Origin of the sequence: Pseudomonas sp. B21-032, from assembly GCF_024748965.1 — a bacterium.
GTDB lineage: Bacteria > Pseudomonadota > Gammaproteobacteria > Pseudomonadales > Pseudomonadaceae > Aquipseudomonas.
In genome coordinates, this window is the sequence record NZ_CP087180.1 from 655,128 (window position 1) to 672,830 (window position 17,703).

Annotated in this window: 11 protein-coding genes; 5 read left to right on the plus strand and 6 right to left on the minus strand. The window is 64.4% G+C overall.

Annotation, left to right across the window (positions count from 1 at the left end; translation table 11 throughout):
* Nucleotides 1–29: 29 nt before the first annotated feature.
* From aroQ to LOY54_RS02910, 4 genes are all read right to left on the minus strand, one after another.
* Nucleotides 30–482 carry a type II 3-dehydroquinate dehydratase gene (gene aroQ, locus LOY54_RS02895; protein WP_028945755.1) on the minus strand — a complete coding sequence of 151 codons (453 nt, stop codon included), beginning with the start codon at nucleotides 480–482 and terminating at the stop codon, nucleotides 30–32.
* 171 nt (nucleotides 483–653) lie between these two features.
* Nucleotides 654–2,444: a protein-disulfide reductase DsbD gene (locus LOY54_RS02900; protein ID WP_258610683.1), complete on the minus strand. Its 1,791-nt coding sequence runs from the start codon at nucleotides 2,442–2,444 to the stop codon at nucleotides 654–656.
* Nucleotides 2,445–2,538: 94 nt separating this feature from the next.
* The gene (locus LOY54_RS02905) at nucleotides 2,539–4,500 is read right to left on the minus strand and encodes a methyl-accepting chemotaxis protein (RefSeq protein ID WP_258609186.1); all 1,962 of its coding nucleotides are present in this window, start codon (nucleotides 4,498–4,500) and stop codon (nucleotides 2,539–2,541) included.
* A 109-nt stretch (nucleotides 4,501–4,609) separates the two neighbouring features.
* Entirely contained in the window at nucleotides 4,610–6,226 is a 1,617-nt protein-coding gene (locus tag LOY54_RS02910) for a diguanylate cyclase (protein WP_093376519.1), read from the minus strand.
* A 283-nt stretch (nucleotides 6,227–6,509) separates the two neighbouring features.
* Between LOY54_RS02910 and LOY54_RS02915 the strand changes: the two genes are divergently transcribed.
* The 4 genes from LOY54_RS02915 (at nucleotide 6,510) to speA (ending at nucleotide 10,756) form a co-directional block, all read left to right on the plus strand.
* Nucleotides 6,510–7,583 (plus strand): DUF2333 family protein, encoded by a 1,074-nt coding sequence (locus LOY54_RS02915; RefSeq protein WP_045197016.1) that lies wholly within the window; start codon nucleotides 6,510–6,512, stop codon nucleotides 7,581–7,583.
* Between the two features lie 3 nt (nucleotides 7,584–7,586).
* Nucleotides 7,587–8,123, plus strand: a complete 537-nt coding sequence (locus LOY54_RS02920; RefSeq protein WP_045197017.1) for an NUDIX hydrolase — start codon at nucleotides 7,587–7,589, stop codon at nucleotides 8,121–8,123.
* 194 nt (nucleotides 8,124–8,317) lie between these two features.
* The gene (locus LOY54_RS02925; protein ID WP_010221702.1) at nucleotides 8,318–8,689 is read left to right on the plus strand and encodes a translation initiation factor Sui1; all 372 of its coding nucleotides are present in this window, start codon (nucleotides 8,318–8,320) and stop codon (nucleotides 8,687–8,689) included.
* A 153-nt stretch (nucleotides 8,690–8,842) separates the two neighbouring features.
* Complete coding sequence (gene speA, locus LOY54_RS02930) at nucleotides 8,843–10,756, plus strand: arginine decarboxylase (protein WP_045197019.1); 1,914 nt, start codon at nucleotides 8,843–8,845, stop codon at nucleotides 10,754–10,756.
* Between the two features lie 99 nt (nucleotides 10,757–10,855).
* Here speA and LOY54_RS02935 read toward each other — a convergent pair whose 3' ends face one another.
* The gene (locus LOY54_RS02935; protein ID WP_093376511.1) at nucleotides 10,856–12,199 is read right to left on the minus strand and encodes an MATE family efflux transporter; all 1,344 of its coding nucleotides are present in this window, start codon (nucleotides 12,197–12,199) and stop codon (nucleotides 10,856–10,858) included.
* Nucleotides 12,200–12,346: 147 nt separating this feature from the next.
* Between LOY54_RS02935 and LOY54_RS02940 the strand changes: the two genes are divergently transcribed.
* Nucleotides 12,347–17,296: an alpha-2-macroglobulin gene (locus LOY54_RS02940; protein ID WP_258609189.1), complete on the plus strand. Its 4,950-nt coding sequence runs from the start codon at nucleotides 12,347–12,349 to the stop codon at nucleotides 17,294–17,296.
* Nucleotides 17,297–17,346: 50 nt separating this feature from the next.
* On the opposite strand, the gene LOY54_RS02945 is transcribed toward LOY54_RS02940, so the two are convergent.
* The gene (locus tag LOY54_RS02945; RefSeq protein WP_038997361.1) at nucleotides 17,347–17,640 is read right to left on the minus strand and encodes a hypothetical protein; all 294 of its coding nucleotides are present in this window, start codon (nucleotides 17,638–17,640) and stop codon (nucleotides 17,347–17,349) included.
* Nucleotides 17,641–17,703 lie beyond the last annotated feature (63 nt).

Genomic DNA, 17,703 nt, shown 5'->3' on the forward strand with positions numbered 1-17,703 from the left:
GCCCCGGCCCATAGGCCAGGTTCTCGTCATCAGGGCTTTGCGTTAGCAGCCAGGTGTTCCAGGGCAGACTCCAGGGCCAGGCGATAACCGCTGGCACCCAGGCCGCAAATCACTCCTACGGCGACATCAGAGAAGTAGGAGTGATGGCGAAAAGGTTCGCGTTTGTGCACGTTGGACAGATGCACTTCGATGAATGGGATGCTCACCGCCAGCAACGCGTCACGTAATGCGACACTTGTATGTGTGAAAGCCGCCGGATTGATCAGGATGAAGTCCACACCTTCGCTGCGCGCGGCATGAATGCGGTCGATCAATTCGTACTCGGCGTTGCTTTGCAGGTATTGCAGATGATGGCCGGCGGCGCGGGCGCGCTGCTCCAGGTCCTGGTTGATCTGGGCCAGGGTCACGGCGCCATAGACGCCCGGTTCGCGGGTGCCGAGCAGGTTCAGGTTGGGGCCGTGCAGCACCAGTAGCGTTGCCATCTGTGGTTCCTTTTTATCGTTAGGAAACTTTGCGCGGCGACTATGCCGTAAACCGGCGGGCACTGTCCAGTTACCCGCAATAGCCAGCACGATGACCGATATTCACGCTAAATATGTGACTAATTTATTAATTTCGGTCATCGAAAGCGGCTTTTTAGCGGCCCGAAGAAGTTATAGACCCAGATCGGCGCGAATGCGCGTCAGATGCTCGGCAAATTCGCCGGCGTTTATCTCGCCAACCACACGATCGGCGGTGATTTCGCTGCCGTTCGCGGCAAAGAACAACAGCGCTGGCGGGCCGAACAGCTGGTAGCGGTCGAGCAGGGCGCGCTGTTCGGCGTTGCTCTCGGTAATATCGAAGCGCAACAGCTTGTAATCCTTGAGCTGCGGCTGCACCGCCGGAGCATTGAGTACTTCGTGCTCGATCACTTTGCAGCTGATGCACCAGTCGGCGTACCAGTCCAGCAGCACCGGTTGGCCGGCGGCCTTGGCGGCGGCCAGGGCGCTGTCCAGCGCCGCCGGGGTGGTGAGGGTCTGCCAGGCGCTGGCGCTGCTGGCCTGGGCGCTTGCACCAGTACTGGCGTTACTGGCTTGAGGCAGCGGGCGCAGCGGGTCGGTCTGCCCGCTCAAGGCGCCGTACCAGCAGGCCAACCCATAGAACAGCAGGGCCAGGCCGAGCAGCTGCGCCAGGCGCTGCCGGGTGGTTTTCACCGTGAACTCCAGGGCGCCAAGGAACACCGCGGTACCGGCGGCCAGCAGGCCGACCAGCAGCAGCGTGACCTGCCCCGGCAGCACGCGGCTGAGCAGGCCAATGGCCAGGCCCAGCAACAGCACGCCGATGGCGTTTTTCACCGTTACCAGCCATGGCCCGCTTTTCGGCAGCCAGGCCGCACCGCCGGTAGCGATCAGCAGCAGTGGCGCGCCCATGCCCAGGCCCAGGGCGAACAGCTTCAATGCACCCCCCAGGGCATCGCCGCTGGCGCTGATATACAGCAGGGCGCCGGCCAGTGGCGCCGACACGCACGGCGATACCAGCAGGCTGGAGAACACCCCGAGGATCGCCGCACCCATCAGCGATCCGCCCTTGGTCTGGCCGACCAGACGTTCCAGGCGACTACTGATGGCATGCGGCAATTTGAGCTCGAACAGGCCGAACATGGCCAGGGCAAACAGCACGAAGAACAGCGCAAACGGCACCAGCACCCAGGCCGACTGCAAGCGTGCCTGCAGGTTGAGGCCGGCACCGAACAGGCCCATCAGCGCGCCGAGCAGGGCAAAGCAGGCAGCCATCGGCAGCACATAGGCCAGCGACAGGGCAAAACCGCGTACGCCACCGACCTGGCCGCGCAACACCACGCCAGAGAGGATCGGCAGCATCGGCAGCACACACGGGGTGAAGGTCAGGCCGACGCCGGCGAGGAAGAACAGCAGCAGGCCTTGCCAGTCCCAGCCGGCCTTGGCGACCGTGGTGGTAGCTGGCGGCGCACTGCTGGTGATGCCATCGATGCTCAGGCGTGCGGTTTCCGGCGGGTAGCACAGGCCCTTGTCGGCGCAGCCCTGGTAGCCCACCAGCAAGGTGAAGGGGCGTTGTTCGTTGGCCGGGCGGGGGATTTCGATGTCGAGGATGCCGTGATAGACCTCGACGTCGCCGAAGAACTCATCGTGCTTGGCTTCACCCGGGGGGATCTGCGCCGTGCCCAGGGCTATGTCGGCAGGCTCGCTGCGAAACTGGAAGCGGTGGCGGTACAGGTAGTAACCGTCGGCGGCGACGAAGCGCAGTTTCAGGCTTTGCCCTTGATCCTCGACCAGGCTCAGCTTGAAGGCTTCGTGCACTGGCAGAAAGTCGCTGCTGTTGTTCAGCGACGCGGCGCCCAGGGTGGCGCTGGGGCGATTGTCGAGCAGGCCGGCGCCGACGGCGGGCAAGGCCAGGAGCAGAAACAGGAGGCAAAGCAGGCGGCGCATGGCGGTCTCGCAGTACAAAAGTGCCTGCATGATAACGGACTTTGCAGCCCTGTTGCCTTCATCGCGGGTCAAGTCGGATCGCCGCGACACATCCTCACAGGCGAAAGGCCCGCACCGCCGTATTCAACTCGCCACCCAGGCGAAGCAGCTGCTCACCCTGCTCACGCCCTTCACCAATACGTTGCAAGTTGTCTTCACCCAAGCCATGAATCCGCTCGCTGTGGTCACGAATCTCGCTCACCGCGCCGCTCTGCTGGGCGGTGACATCGGCAATCCGTACCGCTGTGGCCGAGATGGTCTGGATTGCCGCGACAATTTCATCGAGCGCGCCATCCGCCGCCTGGGCCTGGTCAGCGGTGGCCTCGGCATGTTCGAGCTGCGCGCGCATGCCTTCAACCGATTCGCGGGCCGCCTGCTGCAGGCGCCCGATCAAGGTCTGGATCTCACCGGTAGCGCCGGTAGTGCGCAGGGCCAGGGAGCGTACTTCTTCGGCAACCACGGCAAAGCCACGGCCCATTTCCCCGGCCCGCGCCGCTTCGATCGCGGCATTGAGGGCCAGCAGGTTGGTCTGTTCGGCGATCGAGCGGATCACCGTCAGCACGCCGCCGATGGTCGCCGATTCCTCGGCCAGTTGTTCGATCATCTGCGCGTTGCCCTGTACTTCGTCGACCAGCGCCCGCAGCCCGGTCAGGCTCTGGCCGATCACTGCCTGGCCTTGCTCGACCGCACGCCCGGCGTCGTGGCTGGCGTCGGCCGCCTGGCTGGCGTCGCCGGCGACCTGGAGGATGGTCGCCTCCAGCTCGCCCAGGGCATCACGGATTTGCGCGGTGTCGCCGGCCTGGCGTTCGGCGCCGTCGTGCAGGGCGCTGCTCATGCCGGCCAGGGCGTGGCTGCTGCCAGCGACCTGCTCGGCGTTGTGGCGGATCGTGCCGACCAGCTCGACCAGGTAGACCCGCAGGCGGTTGAGCGAGTCCTGGATATCATGCATTTCACGGTTGCTGCGGCCCAGGGCAATGGCCTGGCTGAAGTCGCCCTCGGCCCAGCGCGAGAGTGCCGGCGCGAGGTTGGTCAGCACCCGCGCCAGGCGCCGCTGCAGGGTGTCGATGAGCAGGGCGATCAGCAGGATCAAACCGATCATCAGGCCCTGGATCACCCGCACTTCGCCCTGGATGGCGGCATGCTGGCTACGCACACTGGGTTCGAGCTCGGCGATGGCCTGCTGCACGGCGCCGATGCGCTCGAAGGTGCTGCTGGCCAGGGCGCTGCGTTGCTGGATCTGCTCGCGGGTGCGCTGCAGCTCGCCGGGGTAGCGCTTGATCAGGCTGTTGAGTTCGCGCTTGAGCGCCATCCCGGTGTCTTCGGTTGCTGTGCTGGCCTGGGTCTCAAGGCCCATCAGCGCGGCAAAATCGTCGGCGCTCGAAGCGCTGCTGGCGGTCACCCCCAGCAGCGGCAATTGTTCGAGTAACTGCGCCTGGGCGGCGATCTGCGCAAGTTCGCGCTCGACTTCATCGGCCAGTTCACTGCGGCCGCTGCTGACCATTTTGTCCCGCGCCAGGGATAGCCGCGACAGGTGCAGGGAGGCGTTGAACAGCAGCGGCGAATAGCGCCCGGCATCGCTGCTGGTGCTGCTCTGCGCATAGTTGGCCAGTTGCTCGAGGCTCGCACCCAGTTCGCGTTCGGCCTGCAGCAACAGGGCCTGCGGGTCGCCGGCCAGCTTGCCGGCGCCCAGCAACTCGTTGGCGGTGAAGCGCTGCAGGTTGTCCAGGCTCGGGCGCAGGCGCTCGGCAAGCTCTGCCGGCAGTTGCTCCAGTTCACCCTGCAGGGCGGCGGTGGTCTGCAGCGCCGTGGCATGGCGCAGGGCGTCGCCGCTGCTCAGGTAGTCCTGGATATTGCGCGCCGCCTGGTTCTGGAATTGCTGCGACAGCGACAGATAGCGCTCCATTAATAAATAGGGGCGCTCCAGGGCGCGCTGCGACCACCACAGGGTCGCGCCCAGGGCGATGCACACGGTAACCAGCAACAGGGTATTGAAATTGGTGAGCAGCTTCAGGCGCATGTCCGGTGTCTACCAACGGCCGAATGGTAAGCGCCTGAAGTTATTGCGTTTTTATGACCGGGTTATGACGGAGCGGGCGGTTCGGTGAAAAAAAACTGGCACTTTGCCTTTATGCTTCGACCCGTTGCACGCAGTTGCGCCCGGCACCCTTGGCGCGGTACAGCGCCTCGTCGGCGGAGGTGGCCATGCTCAGGGCGTCCAGGCCTTCGCTCAGTTGCACCACGCCGGCACTGAAGGTGCAGGACAAGTCGCGCGGCTGGGCCGGGTAATGGATCTCGGCAAAGCGCCGGCGAATTTCGTCGAGCACCTTGTGCGCCGAGCCCAGGTCGGTGTTGGGCATGACGATGGCAAATTCTTCACCGCCGTAGCGGCCAATGAAGTCGGTCTTGCGCAGGCGCTGCTTGAGGAACAGCGCCAGGCTCTTGATCACCCGGTCGCCCATGGGGTGGCCGTGGCTGTCGTTGACCTTCTTGAAGTGGTCGATGTCGAGCATGGCGAAGCTCAGTGGCTGCGCTTCGCGGCGCGCACGGAAGCTGCAGTCTTCGAGCAATTGCAGGATATGGGTGTGGTTGTACAGCCCGGTGAGGCTGTCGCGCACCATCCGCGCCTTGAGGTTGCGCGCCCGGGCCGCGCGGTTGCGCACGGTGGTGATCAGGTGCCGCGAGCGGATCGGCTTGGTCAAAAAGTCATCACCGCCCTCGCTCATGGCGTCGAGCTGTTTGTCCAGATCGTCCTCGGCCGACAGGTAGATGATCGGCACGCTGACATAACGGTCGTTGTGGCGGATCACCTTGGCAAGCTCGGTGCCGGTGCAGGCCGGCATGTACATGTCGAGGATGATCAGGTCGGGCTGGAAGTCGGCAAGCTCGGCCATGGTCTGGATCGGGTCGATCAGGGTGCGGGTGACGATCCCGGCGCTGTTGAGCAGGCGCTCGGTGTGCAGGGCCTGGGCCCGCGAGTCGTCGATGATCAGCACCTTGAACGGTTCGTACTGGGTGACGCTGGTCAGCAGCTCGACCTTTTCCAGCAGGCTCGAGGCTTCCAGGGTGCCGGTAAGGAACTCCTGGCCACCGGCGCGCACGGCGGCCAGGCGCGTCGGCGTGTCGGTTTCGTGCAGGCTGAAGAACAGCAACGGCACCCGCTGCTCCAGGCCCTGCTGGGCCTGGGCGGCCAGTTGCAGGCCGACACCGGGGCCGGTGAAGTCGACGTCCATGACGATTGCCGAGGGCAGCCGTTCGCTCATGGTCGCCTGGAACGCGGCGGCGCTGTACAAGGCCTGTACACCGAGGCCGAAGAATTCCAGTTGCTGGGCCAGACGCTCGGCGCGGTCGTGGTCCTGGAGCATGATGTACACCGGCTTGCGCAGCGGCGGCAGCGGCACTTGCTCAAGTTGGTCGCCCTGGCGCAGGCCGGTGCGCGACAAACGTTGCATCAGCCGGTTGAGGTCGCTGATCAGCTGGCTGCTCAGGCGCGCGCTGTTGGCTTCGACCGCCTCCAGGGCATGGCCGATGGCCTCGGCCAGCTGGCTGTGCTCGGGCTGCTCGAAGCGCTCGGCATAGCGTTGCAGGCGCAGGTTGGCTTCGCACAGCTCACCCAGGTCGCCAGTCGACCACTCGCTGCGCTGCAGGCGCTGCCAGATCTCGAGGATTTGCCGGGCCTGATGAATGACCCGCTGGGCAAAGTGTTGCTTGAGGCGCTCACGATTGGGGTCTTCTGGCTCGGTCATGTCCTGACTACTTACAAGGGGTGAGGCTGAGTTCGAGTGATGGCTCTATGCTAGCACCACTTTCCCGGCAATCGAGTGCCTTGTATCAATTAACTGTACAAGTCCGTTTATTCATTTGCTGACCCAATAGTCGCTTATGCGAAGCGCCGTGCTTGATTTATAGTGCAGCGATACTTGCCGACCCCGGCAGGTGGCGCGCGGCATTAAAAGCCCATCGCGCTGGCACGAAGCCCGGGGGTTGCGGTCGAACCCCTTGAACCGACGTGACTGAAAGGACAACGCCATGCTGGACTGGAAAAACCGTACAGGCAAAGCCGAGGCGCGTGAGCGGGTCGAACCGCGCACCGCTGCCACCCGCAGTTATTTTGGCGGGTTGTTCTTCAGCCGCGCCCTGGGCTCGCTGATCGGCCTGTACCTGCTGGTGTGCGTGGGCCTGGGCTGGTACTGGAGCGCCGAGCCCGACCTGTTCCCGGTGCAGCAGAACGCCCAGGCGGCCGCCGAGAAAACCGGCAAGCAGATGGTCGTCGGCTACACCACCATCGAAACCCTCAAGACCGTGGCCGGCACCCTGCTCAACAAGCCCGGCGGCTATATTTCCAACGACCGCTTCCCGCCTGGCCTGTGGATGGACAACATGCCCAGCTGGGAGTACGGCGTGCTGGTCCAGGTGCGTGACCTGAGCCGCGCCCTGCGCAAGGACTTTGCCCGCTCGCAGTCGCAGTCCACCGAAGACGCTGACCTGGCCAAGGCCGAGCCGCGCTTCAACTTCGACAACAAGAGCTGGATCCTGCCGTCGAGCGAATCGGAGTTCCAGGAAGGCATCAACTCGCTGACCCGTTACCAGAACCGCCTGGCCTCGCCGGATCAGCAGGGCGCGCTGTTCTACACCCGCGCCGACAACCTCAACAACTGGCTGGGCGACGTCGCCACCCGCCTGGGTTCGCTGTCCCAGCGCCTGTCGGCAAGTGTCGGCCGGGTCAAGCTCAACAGCACCCTGAAGACCGAGTCAGTGCTGCCGGGCCAGGTGCCGCAGCTTGACGAAGAAGTGGTCGAAACCCCGTGGCTGCAGATCGACAACGTGTTCTACGAAGCCCGCGGCCAGGCCTGGGCGCTGTCGCATCTGCTGCGCGCCATTGAGGTCGACTTCGCCGATGTGCTGGCGAAGAAGAACGCCACGGTCAGCGTACGGCAGATCATCCGTGAGCTGGAAGCCTCGCAGGAGCCGCTGTGGAGCCCGATGGTGCTCAATGGCAGCGGCTTTGGCATGTGGGCCAACCACTCGCTGGTCATGGCCAACTACATCTCGCGGGCCAACGCTGCCGTCATCGACCTGCGTCAACTGCTGACTCAGGGCTGATCGGTGTCGATCTCCGAGCAGGAGGCAGCGCACCGCGCCGCCTCCGACCGCGAACTGATTGCCTGGGTCGACGAAAGCGACCGCCTGCTCGGCGCCGTGGCCCGCGCCGAGCTGCGCGAGCGCGGGCTGATTGGCCGCGGCACCTACATCCTCTTGTTTAATTCCGCTGGCCAGCTGTGCGTGCACCGGCGCACCCAGAGCAAGGCGATTTATCCCGGGTACTGGGATGTCGCCGCCGGTGGCATGGTCCAGGCCGATGAGAGCTATGCCGAATCGGCGGCCCGCGAACTGGAAGAAGAGCTGGGGGTCGGTGGGGTCGAACTCACCGCGCATGAATGTTTTTTCTTCGACCAGACCGGCAACCGGCTCTGGTGCGCGGTGTTCTCGGCGGTCTGGGACGGGCCTTTGCGCCTGCAGCCCGAAGAGGTCAGCGAGGCACGCTTCATCGCCGTCGAGCAGGCCCTGGCCGACAGCCAGCAACAGCCATATTGCCCCGATTCGCTGGCTGCGTTGCGGCGCTACCTCGACCGTCGAGCCTGACGTCGCTAAACACATGCAAAATGGCGCAGTTTTGTACTTAGCATTCGCGACTTTTATCGTTACACTGCGCGGCCTTTAAAGGCTGCCGCACGCTTCATGCGGCAGTTGCGCTGCCCCTGCCAGAGTGGGGCTTCGCGGTCGGTACCCCGCCAGGGGCGTCGACCAGTTTTTATCCTCACCGTAGAGGATCAAAAGTGGCCAAGAAAGCCGCATCATTTGCCGCCCTCGGTGGCCTGGTGTTCTCCACTGATGCAGGCCGGCATTGCCCGGACTGCAGCAAACCCATAGATGCCTGCATCTGCAAACAGACGCTCATCCCCGAAGGCGATGGCATTGCTCGCGTGCGTCGCGAAAGCAAGGGCCGTGGCGGCAAGACGGTGACGACCATCAGCGGCGTGCCGCTGCCCCTGGAACAGCTCAAGGATCTGGCCAGCACGCTCAAGCGCCGCTGCGGAACCGGCGGCGCGTTGAAAGACGGGGTCATCGAAATCCAGGGCGATCATGTCGAGCTGCTGCTGGCCGAACTGATCAAACAGGGCTTCAAAGCGAAAAAGTCCGGCGGCTGAAGACTGCATCGCGATTTTTTGCAATTCGCTTTCTAAACTCGTTCCCGTAGGAAGGGTCTATCCCTGAACACGGATAATCGTCACTTTCAGGTTTTACACTGCGCCCGCCCCATGCAGGCCGGTGTTTTTCGACTTTCTATATAGGGGACTTCAATGTCCGTACGACGCACACGCAAAGACGATGGCAGCCAATGGACAGTTGCGGACAGCCGCAGTGTTTACGGCATTCGCCATTGGGGGGCCGGCTACTTCGCAATCAACGAGGCCGGGCGCGTCGAAGTCCGCCCGAACGGGCCTGGCAGCGCGCCGATCGACCTGTTCGAACAGGTCGACGAACTGCGCAAGAGCGGCCTGTCGCTGCCGCTGCTGGTACGTTTCCCGGACATTCTCCAGGACCGCGTGCGCCAGCTGACTGGCGCTTTTGACGCCAACATCGCGCGCCTGGAATACCAGAGCCAGTACACCGCGCTGTACCCGATCAAGGTTAACCAGCAAGAAGCGGTGGTGGAAAACATCATCGCCACCCAGAACGTTTCCATTGGCCTTGAAGCCGGCTCCAAGCCTGAGCTGCTGGCCGTGCTGGCGCTGGCACCGAAAGGCGGCACCATCGTCTGCAACGGTTACAAGGACCGCGAGTTCATCCGCCTGGCACTGATGGGCCAGAAACTCGGCCACAACGTCTTTATCGTCATCGAGAAAGAGTCGGAAGTGGCCCTGGTGATCGAAGAAGCCGCCGAGCTCAAGGTCAAGCCGCAAGTTGGCCTGCGCGTTCGCCTGTCGTCGCTGGCCTCGAGCAAGTGGGCCGATACCGGTGGCGAGAAGTCCAAGTTCGGCCTGTCGGCGGCGCAACTGATCTCGGTGGTGCAGCGTTTTCGCGATGCCGGCCTGGACCAGGGCATCCGCCTGCTGCACTTTCACATGGGCTCGCAGATCGCCAACCTGGCCGACTACCAGCATGGTTTCAAGGAAGCCATCCGTTACTACGGCGAGCTGCGCGCGCTGGGCCTGCCGGTCGATCACATCGACGTCGGCGGCGGCCTGGGTGTGGACTACGACGGCACCCACTCGCGCAACGCCAGTTCGATCAACTACGATATGGATGACTACGCCGGTGTCGTGGTCGGCATGCTCAAGGAGTTCTGCGATGCCCAGGGCTTGCCGCATCCGCATATCTTCTCGGAGAGCGGCCGCTCGCTGACCGCGCACCACGCCGTGCTGGTGGTGCAGGTGACCGACGTCGAGAAGCACAACGACGAAGTGCCGCTGATCGAGAACAAGGAAAGCCTGCCCGAGACCGTGCAGTGGCTGGCCGACCTGCTCGGCCCGACCGATATCGAGATGGTCACCGAAACCTACTGGCGCGCCACTCACTACATGAGCGATGTGGCCGCCCAGTATGCCGACGGCAAGATCACCCTGGCCGAGAAAGCCCTGGCCGAACAGTGCTACTTTGCGGTCTGCCGGCGCCTGCACAACTCGCTCAAGGCCCGCCAACGCTCGCACCGCCAGGTGCTCGACGAACTCAACGACAAGCTGGCCGACAAGTACATCTGCAACTTCTCGGTGTTCCAGAGCCTGCCGGACACCTGGGCCATTGGCCAGGTCCTGCCGATCCTGCCGCTGCATCGCCTCGACGAAGAGCCGCTGCGCCGCGCCGTGCTGCAAGACCTGACCTGCGACTCGGACGGCAAGATCAACCAGTACGTCGACGAGCAGAGCATCGAGACCAGCCTGCCGGTGCACGCGATCAACGAAGGTGAAGACTACCTGCTGGGTATCTTCCTGGTCGGTGCCTATCAGGAAATCCTCGGTGACATGCACAACCTGTTCGGTGATACCGACTCGGTGAACATCTACCAGAACCCGAACGGCAGCGTGTACCACGCCGGTATCGAGACCCACGACACCATCGAAGACATGCTGCGCTACGTGCACCTGTCGCCGGAGGAGTTGATGACTCACTACCGCGACAAGTGCGCCAGCGCCAAGATCACCGCCCGTGAGAAGACCCAGTTCCTCGACGCCCTGCGTCTGGGCCTGACCCGTTCGTCGTACCTGTCGAGCTGATCAGTGGTGCGGGCCAAGCCCGCTCCCACAGGGGAGGCATGATGCTGAACCTGTGGGAGCGGCGGTGCGGCGACCCGACTTGACCCGCGATGCTTTCAACTACCGACGCACAAACCACCCATCCCGCCGCTGCAACCGCCAGCCCATCACCCCCAGCGTTACCCCGCGCAAGGCCATGAACAGCAGAAAGCCCAGCCACAGGCCGTGGTTGCCCAGATCGCGAGCCAGATAGGCAACCGGCAGGGCGATGAGCACACTGAGCAGCATGCCGTTGCGCATTTCCCGCGCCCGCGTGGCGCCGATGAACAAGCCATCGAGCAGATAGCTCCACACCGCGATCAACGGCAGCAAGGCAAGGTACGGCAAGTACTGGTAGGCGGTTTCGCGCACGTTGGCGATGTCGGTCTGCATGTTGATGAACAGATGCCCACCGAGCAAAAACAACACGGCAAAGCCGCTGCTGGCAAGCAGCGACCAGCCGCAGGCGACGGTCAGTGAGCGGCGCAGCGCCTGGCGATCGCCAGCGCCGATGGCGTGCCCGCACAGCGCTTCGACCGCATGGGCCAGGCCATCAAGGGCGTAGGCGGTGAGCAGCAGGCCATTGAGCAGCAAGGCATTGGCTGCCACGGTCGCTTCACCCAGGCGTGCGCCTTGCACGGTAATCAGGAAGAACACCGCTTGCAGCGCCAGGCTGCGGATGAAGATGTCGCGGTTGACGCTCAGCAGCGGCCGCCAGCTCTGCCAGCGTGCCAGCAGTGCCCAGGCGATCTGCCCGGGGTAAGCGCGCAGGGCCGGGCGGGTCAGGGCCAGGCCGAGCAGGGCGGCGCTCCATTCGGCAATCACCGAGGCCCGCGCCGAACCGATCACGCCCCAGTCCAGGCCGAGCACGAACCACAGGTTGAGGGCGATGTTGAGCAGGTTGGTGGTCAGCAGGATCGCCAGCGGCGCCCTGGCGTTCTGGGTGCCGAGGAACCAGCCGACCAGGGCGAAGCTGGCCAGCGCCGCCGGCAGGCCAAGCAGGCGGGTCTGGAAGAAGTCGTGGGTCGACTGCTCCAGCGCTGCCGAGGGCTGCATAAGTTGCAGCGCCAGGTGGCTGAACGGCAGGGCCAGCACACCCAGCAGCAGGGCGAAAAACAGCGCCAGCAACAGGCCCTGGAGCAACACCTGGCGCAGTGCTGCGCCGTCGGCACGGCCCGCCGCCTGGGCGGCGAAACCGGTCGAGCCCATGCGCAGAAAGCCCATCACCCAGGCCAGGAAGGTGTACAGGCTGGCGCCCACCGCCACCGCACCGAGCTGATGAGCATGGGGCAGGTGGCCAATCACGGCGCTGTCGACCAGGGCCACCAGCGGTACGGAAATGTTCGAAAGTATCATCGGCGCGGCCAGCGCCCAGACCTTGATATGGGTCGGGCGGTCGCGCCAGTCGGTCAGCAAACGGGACATGAAAGCTCCTGGCAAGCCGGCATTGTAGCCGCTGCGGGCACCAAATCGTGCGAAGGCGGTCTCACATCCGCTCGCCGCATCACTGTTGCGGCGCGGTTGATATATAGTGCACCCCTAAGATTCCGCTGCCCGAGAGTTACTACTCCCATGCTCAACAAAGGATTGTTGCTGGCCTGCGCGCTGGCCTTGCTCAGTGCCTGCGATTCGTCTGCCCCGGACAAACCGGCCCCCGCGGCCCCGCCCGCGCAGACCCAGGACCAACCCGCAGCCCCGGCCCCGGCCGCTCCGGCTGCACCCGCAGACGCGACCAAGCCCGCTGCGGCCAAGGACGATGCCGCGACCCTGGCCAAGCGTTATGCCGGTCGCGAGCTGAGCGTGGTGGATGTCTCGGAAGTGCAGGTCGATGGCGCCAGCGCCCTGGCCCTGACCTTCTCGGTGCCGCTGGATGACCAGCAGAACTTCGCTGACAAGGTGCACCTGGTCGATACCGTCAAAGGCAAGGTCGACGGCGCCTGGGAGCTTTCTGCCAACAAGATGGAGCTGCGCCTGCGCCACCTGGAGCCCCAGCGCAAGCTGGTGCTGACCATCGACGCCGGGCTGCTCGCGGTCAATGGCAAGCGCCTGCCCGCCGAGTCGATCAGCCGCCTGGAAACCCGCGACATGCAATCGACCATCGGCTTCGCCAGCCGTGGCTCGCTGCTGCCGACGCGACTGGCCGAAGGCCTGCCGGTGATCGCCTTGAACGTCAACAAGGTCGATGTCGAGTTCTTCCGCATCAAGTCGGACAAACTGTCGCCGTTCCTCGCCACCTGGGGCCGCAACAGCAGCCTGTACTACTACACGTCCAAAGAAATCCTGGACATGACCGAGCTGGTTTACAGCGGCCGCTTCGACCTCAACCCGGCGAAGAACACCCGCGAAACCGTGCTGCTGCCGATTGCCGGCATCAAGCCGCTGCAAGAGCCAGGCGTGTACCTGGCGGTAATGCGCGCCTCCGGAACCTACGACTACACGCAACCGGCGACGCTGTTCACCCTCAGTGACATCGGCGTCTCGGCGCACCGTTACCAGAACCGCCTGGATGTCTTCACCCAAGGCCTGGAAGGTGGCAAGGCGCTGAGCGGTGTCGAGCTGGAACTGCTCGACGGCGAAGGCCGCGTGCTGGCCCAGGCCAAGACTGACAGCGACGGCCATGCCCAGTTGCCGACGCCACCGAAAGCCGAAACCCTGCTGGCCCATCAGGGCGTGCACACCACCATGCTGCGCCTCAATAGCGCTGCCCTGGACCTGGCCGAATTCGACATCACCGGCCCCCAGGCCAACCCGCTGCAGTTCTTCGTGTTCGGCCCGCGCGACCTTTATCGCCCGGGTGAAACCGTGCTGCTCAACGGCCTGTTGCGTGACCAGGATGGCCGCCCGCTCAAGCCGCAACCGGTGACCGTGGAAGTGCGCCGTCCGGATGAGCAGATCAGCCGCAAGTTCGTCTGGGAAGCCGATGCCAATGGCTTCTATCAGTATCAGCTGCAACTGGCCGATGAAGCGCCGACCGGGCGCTGGCAGTTGCTGTTCGACCTCGGCGGCGGCAAGAAGCAGGTGTTCGAGTTCCTTGTCGAAGATTTCCTGCCCGAGCGTCTGGCCCTGGAACTCAAGGGCAGCGACAAGCCGCTGAGCCCGGACCAGACTGCGCAGATCAAGGTCAACGGTCGCTACCTGTACGGCGCCCCGGCTTCGGGCAATCGCCTGAGCGGCCAGGCCTATGTGCGCCCGCTGCGTGAAGCGGTGCCGGCACTGCCGGGCTATCAGTTCGGTTCGATCACCGAAGAGGAACTGAGCCAGGACCTGGAGCTGGACGAAGTCACCCTGGACAGCAACGGCAAGACCACCCTGAACATCGAAAGCAAATGGTCCGAAGCCCGTTCGCCGCTGCAACTGACCGTGCAGGCCAGCCTGCAGGAGTCCGGTGGCCGGCCGATCACCCGCCGCCTTGAGCAACCGATCTGGCCGGCCGGGCGCCTGGCTGGCTTGCGCGGTCTGTTCGAGGGTGAAGAAACCGATGGCGAAGGCCCGGTGGAATTCGAAGTGCTGGTGGCCGATCCGCAAGGCAACAAGCTGGCGGTCAACAACCTCAAGGTGCGCCTGATCCGCGAGCGTCGCGACTACTACTGGAACTACTCGCAGAGCGACGGCTGGAGCTACAACTACAACGAGAAATTCCTCATCCAGAGCGAAGAGACGGTCAACGTCAAGGCCGGCTCCACCGCCCGGGTCAACTTCCTGGTTGATTGGGGCCCGTACCGCGTCGAAGTCGAAGACCCGCAGACCGGCCTGGTGTCGAGCGGGCGTTTCTGGGCCGGCTACCGTGCCCAGGACAACGCCGACGGCGGCGCCGTACGTCCGGACCAGGTCAAACTGGCCCTGGACAAACCGTCGTATGCCGATGGCGCTACCGCCAATATCACCGTCACTCCGCCTGCCGCAGGCACCGGCTACTTGATGGTCGAGTCCAGCGAAGGCCCGCTGTGGTGGGAAGAAATCGATGTACCGGCCGAAGGCAAGAGCTTTGCCGTCAAGCTCGATCCGAAGTGGGCGCGCCATGACCTGTATGTCAGCGCCCTGGTGATTCGCCCGGGCGAGCGCAAGGTCAATGCCACGCCGAAACGTGCCGTGGGTGTGCTGCACCTGCCGCTGGATCGCCACGAGCGCAAGCTGGCGGTAACCCTCAATGCCCCGGAAAAAATGCGTCCCAAGCAGCCGCTGACCGTCAAGGTGCAAGCGCGCAACGCCGACGGCAGCGTGCCCAAACAGGTGCATGTACTGCTGGCAGCGGTGGACGTGGGCATCCTCAACATCACCGAGTTCGAAACCCCCGACCCGTTTACCGGCATGTTTGGTCGCAAGGCCTATGGTGCTGACCAACTGGATATCTATGGCCAGTTGATCGAAGCCGGGCAGGGCCGTCTGGCCAGCCTGGCCTTCGGTGGTGACGCGGCCATGGCCAAGGGCGGCAAGCGCCCGAACACCACGGTGACCATCGTTGCCAAGCAAAGCGCCCCGGTAACCCTCAATGACAAGGGCGAAGGTGAAGCGACGGTCGATATCCCTGACTTCAACGGTGAGCTGCGGCTGATGGCCCAGGCCTGGACCGACGAGCGCTACGGCATGGCCGAAGGCAAGACCGTGGTCGCCGCGCCGTTGATTGCCGAGCTTTCGGCGCCGCGCTTCCTCGCCGGCGGCGACCGCACGACCCTGGCCCTGGACCTCTCCAACCTGTCGGGCAAGGCACAGAACCTGACCGTGCGCCTGAGCACCGAAGGCCAGCTGAATCTGCTCGGCGCCGCCGAACAAACCCTGAGCCTCACCGAAGGCAAGCGCGTCACCCTGCTGGTGCCGGTGCAGGCCAGCGGTGGCCTGGGCCAGGGCAAGGTCAAGGTCGAGGTGCAAGGGCTGCAACTGCCAGGCGAGTCGGCCACGGCCTTCAGCCGCGACTGGACCCTGGGCATTCGCCCGGCCTACCCGGCAATGCTGCAGCACTATCGCGTCGCTCTCAAAGACCAGCCCTGGACCCTGCCGGAAGCTGACCTGGCGCTGTTCGAGCCGGTGGGCCTCGAGGCCTCACTGGCGCTGTCGAGCCGCCCGCCGCTGAACCTGGCAGAGCAGATCCGCGCCCTCGAAGCCTACCCGTACGGCTGCCTGGAACAGACCACCAGTGGCCTGTACCCGTCGCTGTACGCCGATGCCGCGACGCTCAAGCGCCTGGGCATCAAGGGTGAGCCGGCGGACGTGCGCAAGCGCAAGATCGAGATGGGCATCGAGCACCTGCTGGGCATGCAGCGCTACAACGGCAGCTTTGGCCTGTGGAGCGCTGACGACGAGGAAGAATACTGGCTGACCGCCTATGTCACCGACTTCCTTCTGCGTGCACGCGAGCAAGGTTATGCCGTGCCGCCCGAGGCCCTGAAAAAAGCCAGCGAGCGCCTGCTGCGCTACCTGCAGGAGCGCAACCTGATCGAGATCAGCTACAGCCAGAACGCCGAGCACAGCCGCTTTGCCGTGCAGTCGTATGCTGCTCTGGTGCTGGCGCGTACCCAGCAAGCGCCGCTGGGCGCCCTGCGCAGCCTGTTCGAGCGGCGCAGCGATGCGCGTTCCGGCTTGCCGCTGGTGCAACTGGCCATCGCCCTCGACAAGATGGGCGACAAGCCGCGTGCGCAACAGGCGCTGCAGGCTGGCCTGGCGGTCACCCGTAGCGAGAACAGCTGGCTGGCCGACTACGGCAGCCCGGTGCGTGACCAGGCGCTGATCCTGTCGTTGCTGACCGAGAACAACCTGGCCAGCGACAAGCTCGATGCACGGCTGTTCGAGCTCTCCGACCAGATGGCGGGTAACCGCTGGCTGTCGACCCAGGAGCGCAACGCGCTGTACCTTGCCGGTCGTGGTCTGCTGCGCAAGCCTGAAGGCAACTGGTCGGCACGCCTGGACAGCGCCGGTGAAGTGCGCGAATTCAACAACGAGCAATCGGGGATGAAACTCGAAGGCCCGCTGCTGGCCTCGCCGCTGACCATCCAGAACGAAGGCAGCGAGACGCTGTTCCAGCAACTGACCCTGTCCGGTTATCCGCGCCAGGCCCCGGTTGCCCGCGGCAGCGGCATGACCATCCGCCGCGAGTTCCTCGGCATGAATGGCCAGGCCCTGGACATCAAGGCGCTCAAGAGCGGTGACCTGGTGCTGGTGCACCTGGCGGTGACGGCCAATACCCAGGTGCCGGACGCGCTGGTGGTCGACCTGCTACCGGCGGGCCTGGAGCTGGAAAACCAGAACCTGGCGCAAAGCGCGGCAAGCCTTGAGAACGCCAGCAGTGCAGTGAAGCAATGGCGCGAGTCGATGCAGAACGCCGCGGTCGTGCATCAGGAGTTTCGTGATGACCGCTACGTGGCGGCGCTGAGTATCGACCAGTACTCCACCACCCACCTGCTGTACCTGGCCCGCGCGGTAACCCCGGGGACCTACAAGGTACCGCCGCCGCAGGTCGAGTCGATGTACCGGCCGAACTACAACGCGGTGGGCGAATCGCCTGCCGAGTTGGTGGTTAAAGGCCGCTGACACAGGGCGTTGTGGGAGCGGGCTCATCCGCTCCCACACCTTCTATTTAGTCAGTGAATGATCCAGCTCAGCACCCACAAACCCAGCACCAGCCAGATGATGCCGAGTATGATCGAGGCGCGCATGAAGGCGCGGATCGCCGAGTACAGCAACATCAGGCCGATGATCAGGGCGAGGATGCTGACCAGCGAAGTGTCCATGCCCAGGGTGCGTGACAGGCCCTCGATGAAATTGCCACCGGCGTTGGCCAGCAGGTTGAACAACCCGCTCAGGCCGTCGACGATAAACCGGATCACCGCCCCCAGCGCCTGGCCGAGCCACTCGAAAAAACCTTCTACATGCATAGTTGCTTCCTGATGATCAATTCGGCGAATGCGCCGTTGCCAAGCCTTTGGCCATGCCAGGGC

What these genes read in the sequence shown, in the direction of transcription:
- aroQ (WP_028945755.1), bottom strand. Translation starts at nt 482, where the DNA reads ATGGCAACGCTACTGGTGCTGCACGGCCCCAACCTGAACCTGCTCGGC.
- LOY54_RS02900 (WP_258610683.1), bottom strand. Translation starts at nt 2,444, where the DNA reads ATGCGCCGCCTGCTTTGCCTCCTGTTTCTGCTCCTGGCCTTGCCCGCC.
- LOY54_RS02905 (WP_258609186.1), bottom strand. Translation starts at nt 4,500, where the DNA reads ATGCGCCTGAAGCTGCTCACCAATTTCAATACCCTGTTGCTGGTTACC.
- LOY54_RS02910 (WP_093376519.1), bottom strand. Translation starts at nt 6,226, where the DNA reads ATGACCGAGCCAGAAGACCCCAATCGTGAGCGCCTCAAGCAACACTTT.
- LOY54_RS02915 (WP_045197016.1), top strand. Translation starts at nt 6,510, where the DNA reads ATGCTGGACTGGAAAAACCGTACAGGCAAAGCCGAGGCGCGTGAGCGG.
- speA (WP_045197019.1), top strand. Translation starts at nt 8,843, where the DNA reads ATGTCCGTACGACGCACACGCAAAGACGATGGCAGCCAATGGACAGTT.
- LOY54_RS02935 (WP_093376511.1), bottom strand. Translation starts at nt 12,199, where the DNA reads ATGTCCCGTTTGCTGACCGACTGGCGCGACCGCCCGACCCATATCAAG.
- LOY54_RS02940 (WP_258609189.1), top strand. Translation starts at nt 12,347, where the DNA reads ATGCTCAACAAAGGATTGTTGCTGGCCTGCGCGCTGGCCTTGCTCAGT.
- LOY54_RS02945 (WP_038997361.1), bottom strand. Translation starts at nt 17,640, where the DNA reads ATGCATGTAGAAGGTTTTTTCGAGTGGCTCGGCCAGGCGCTGGGGGCG.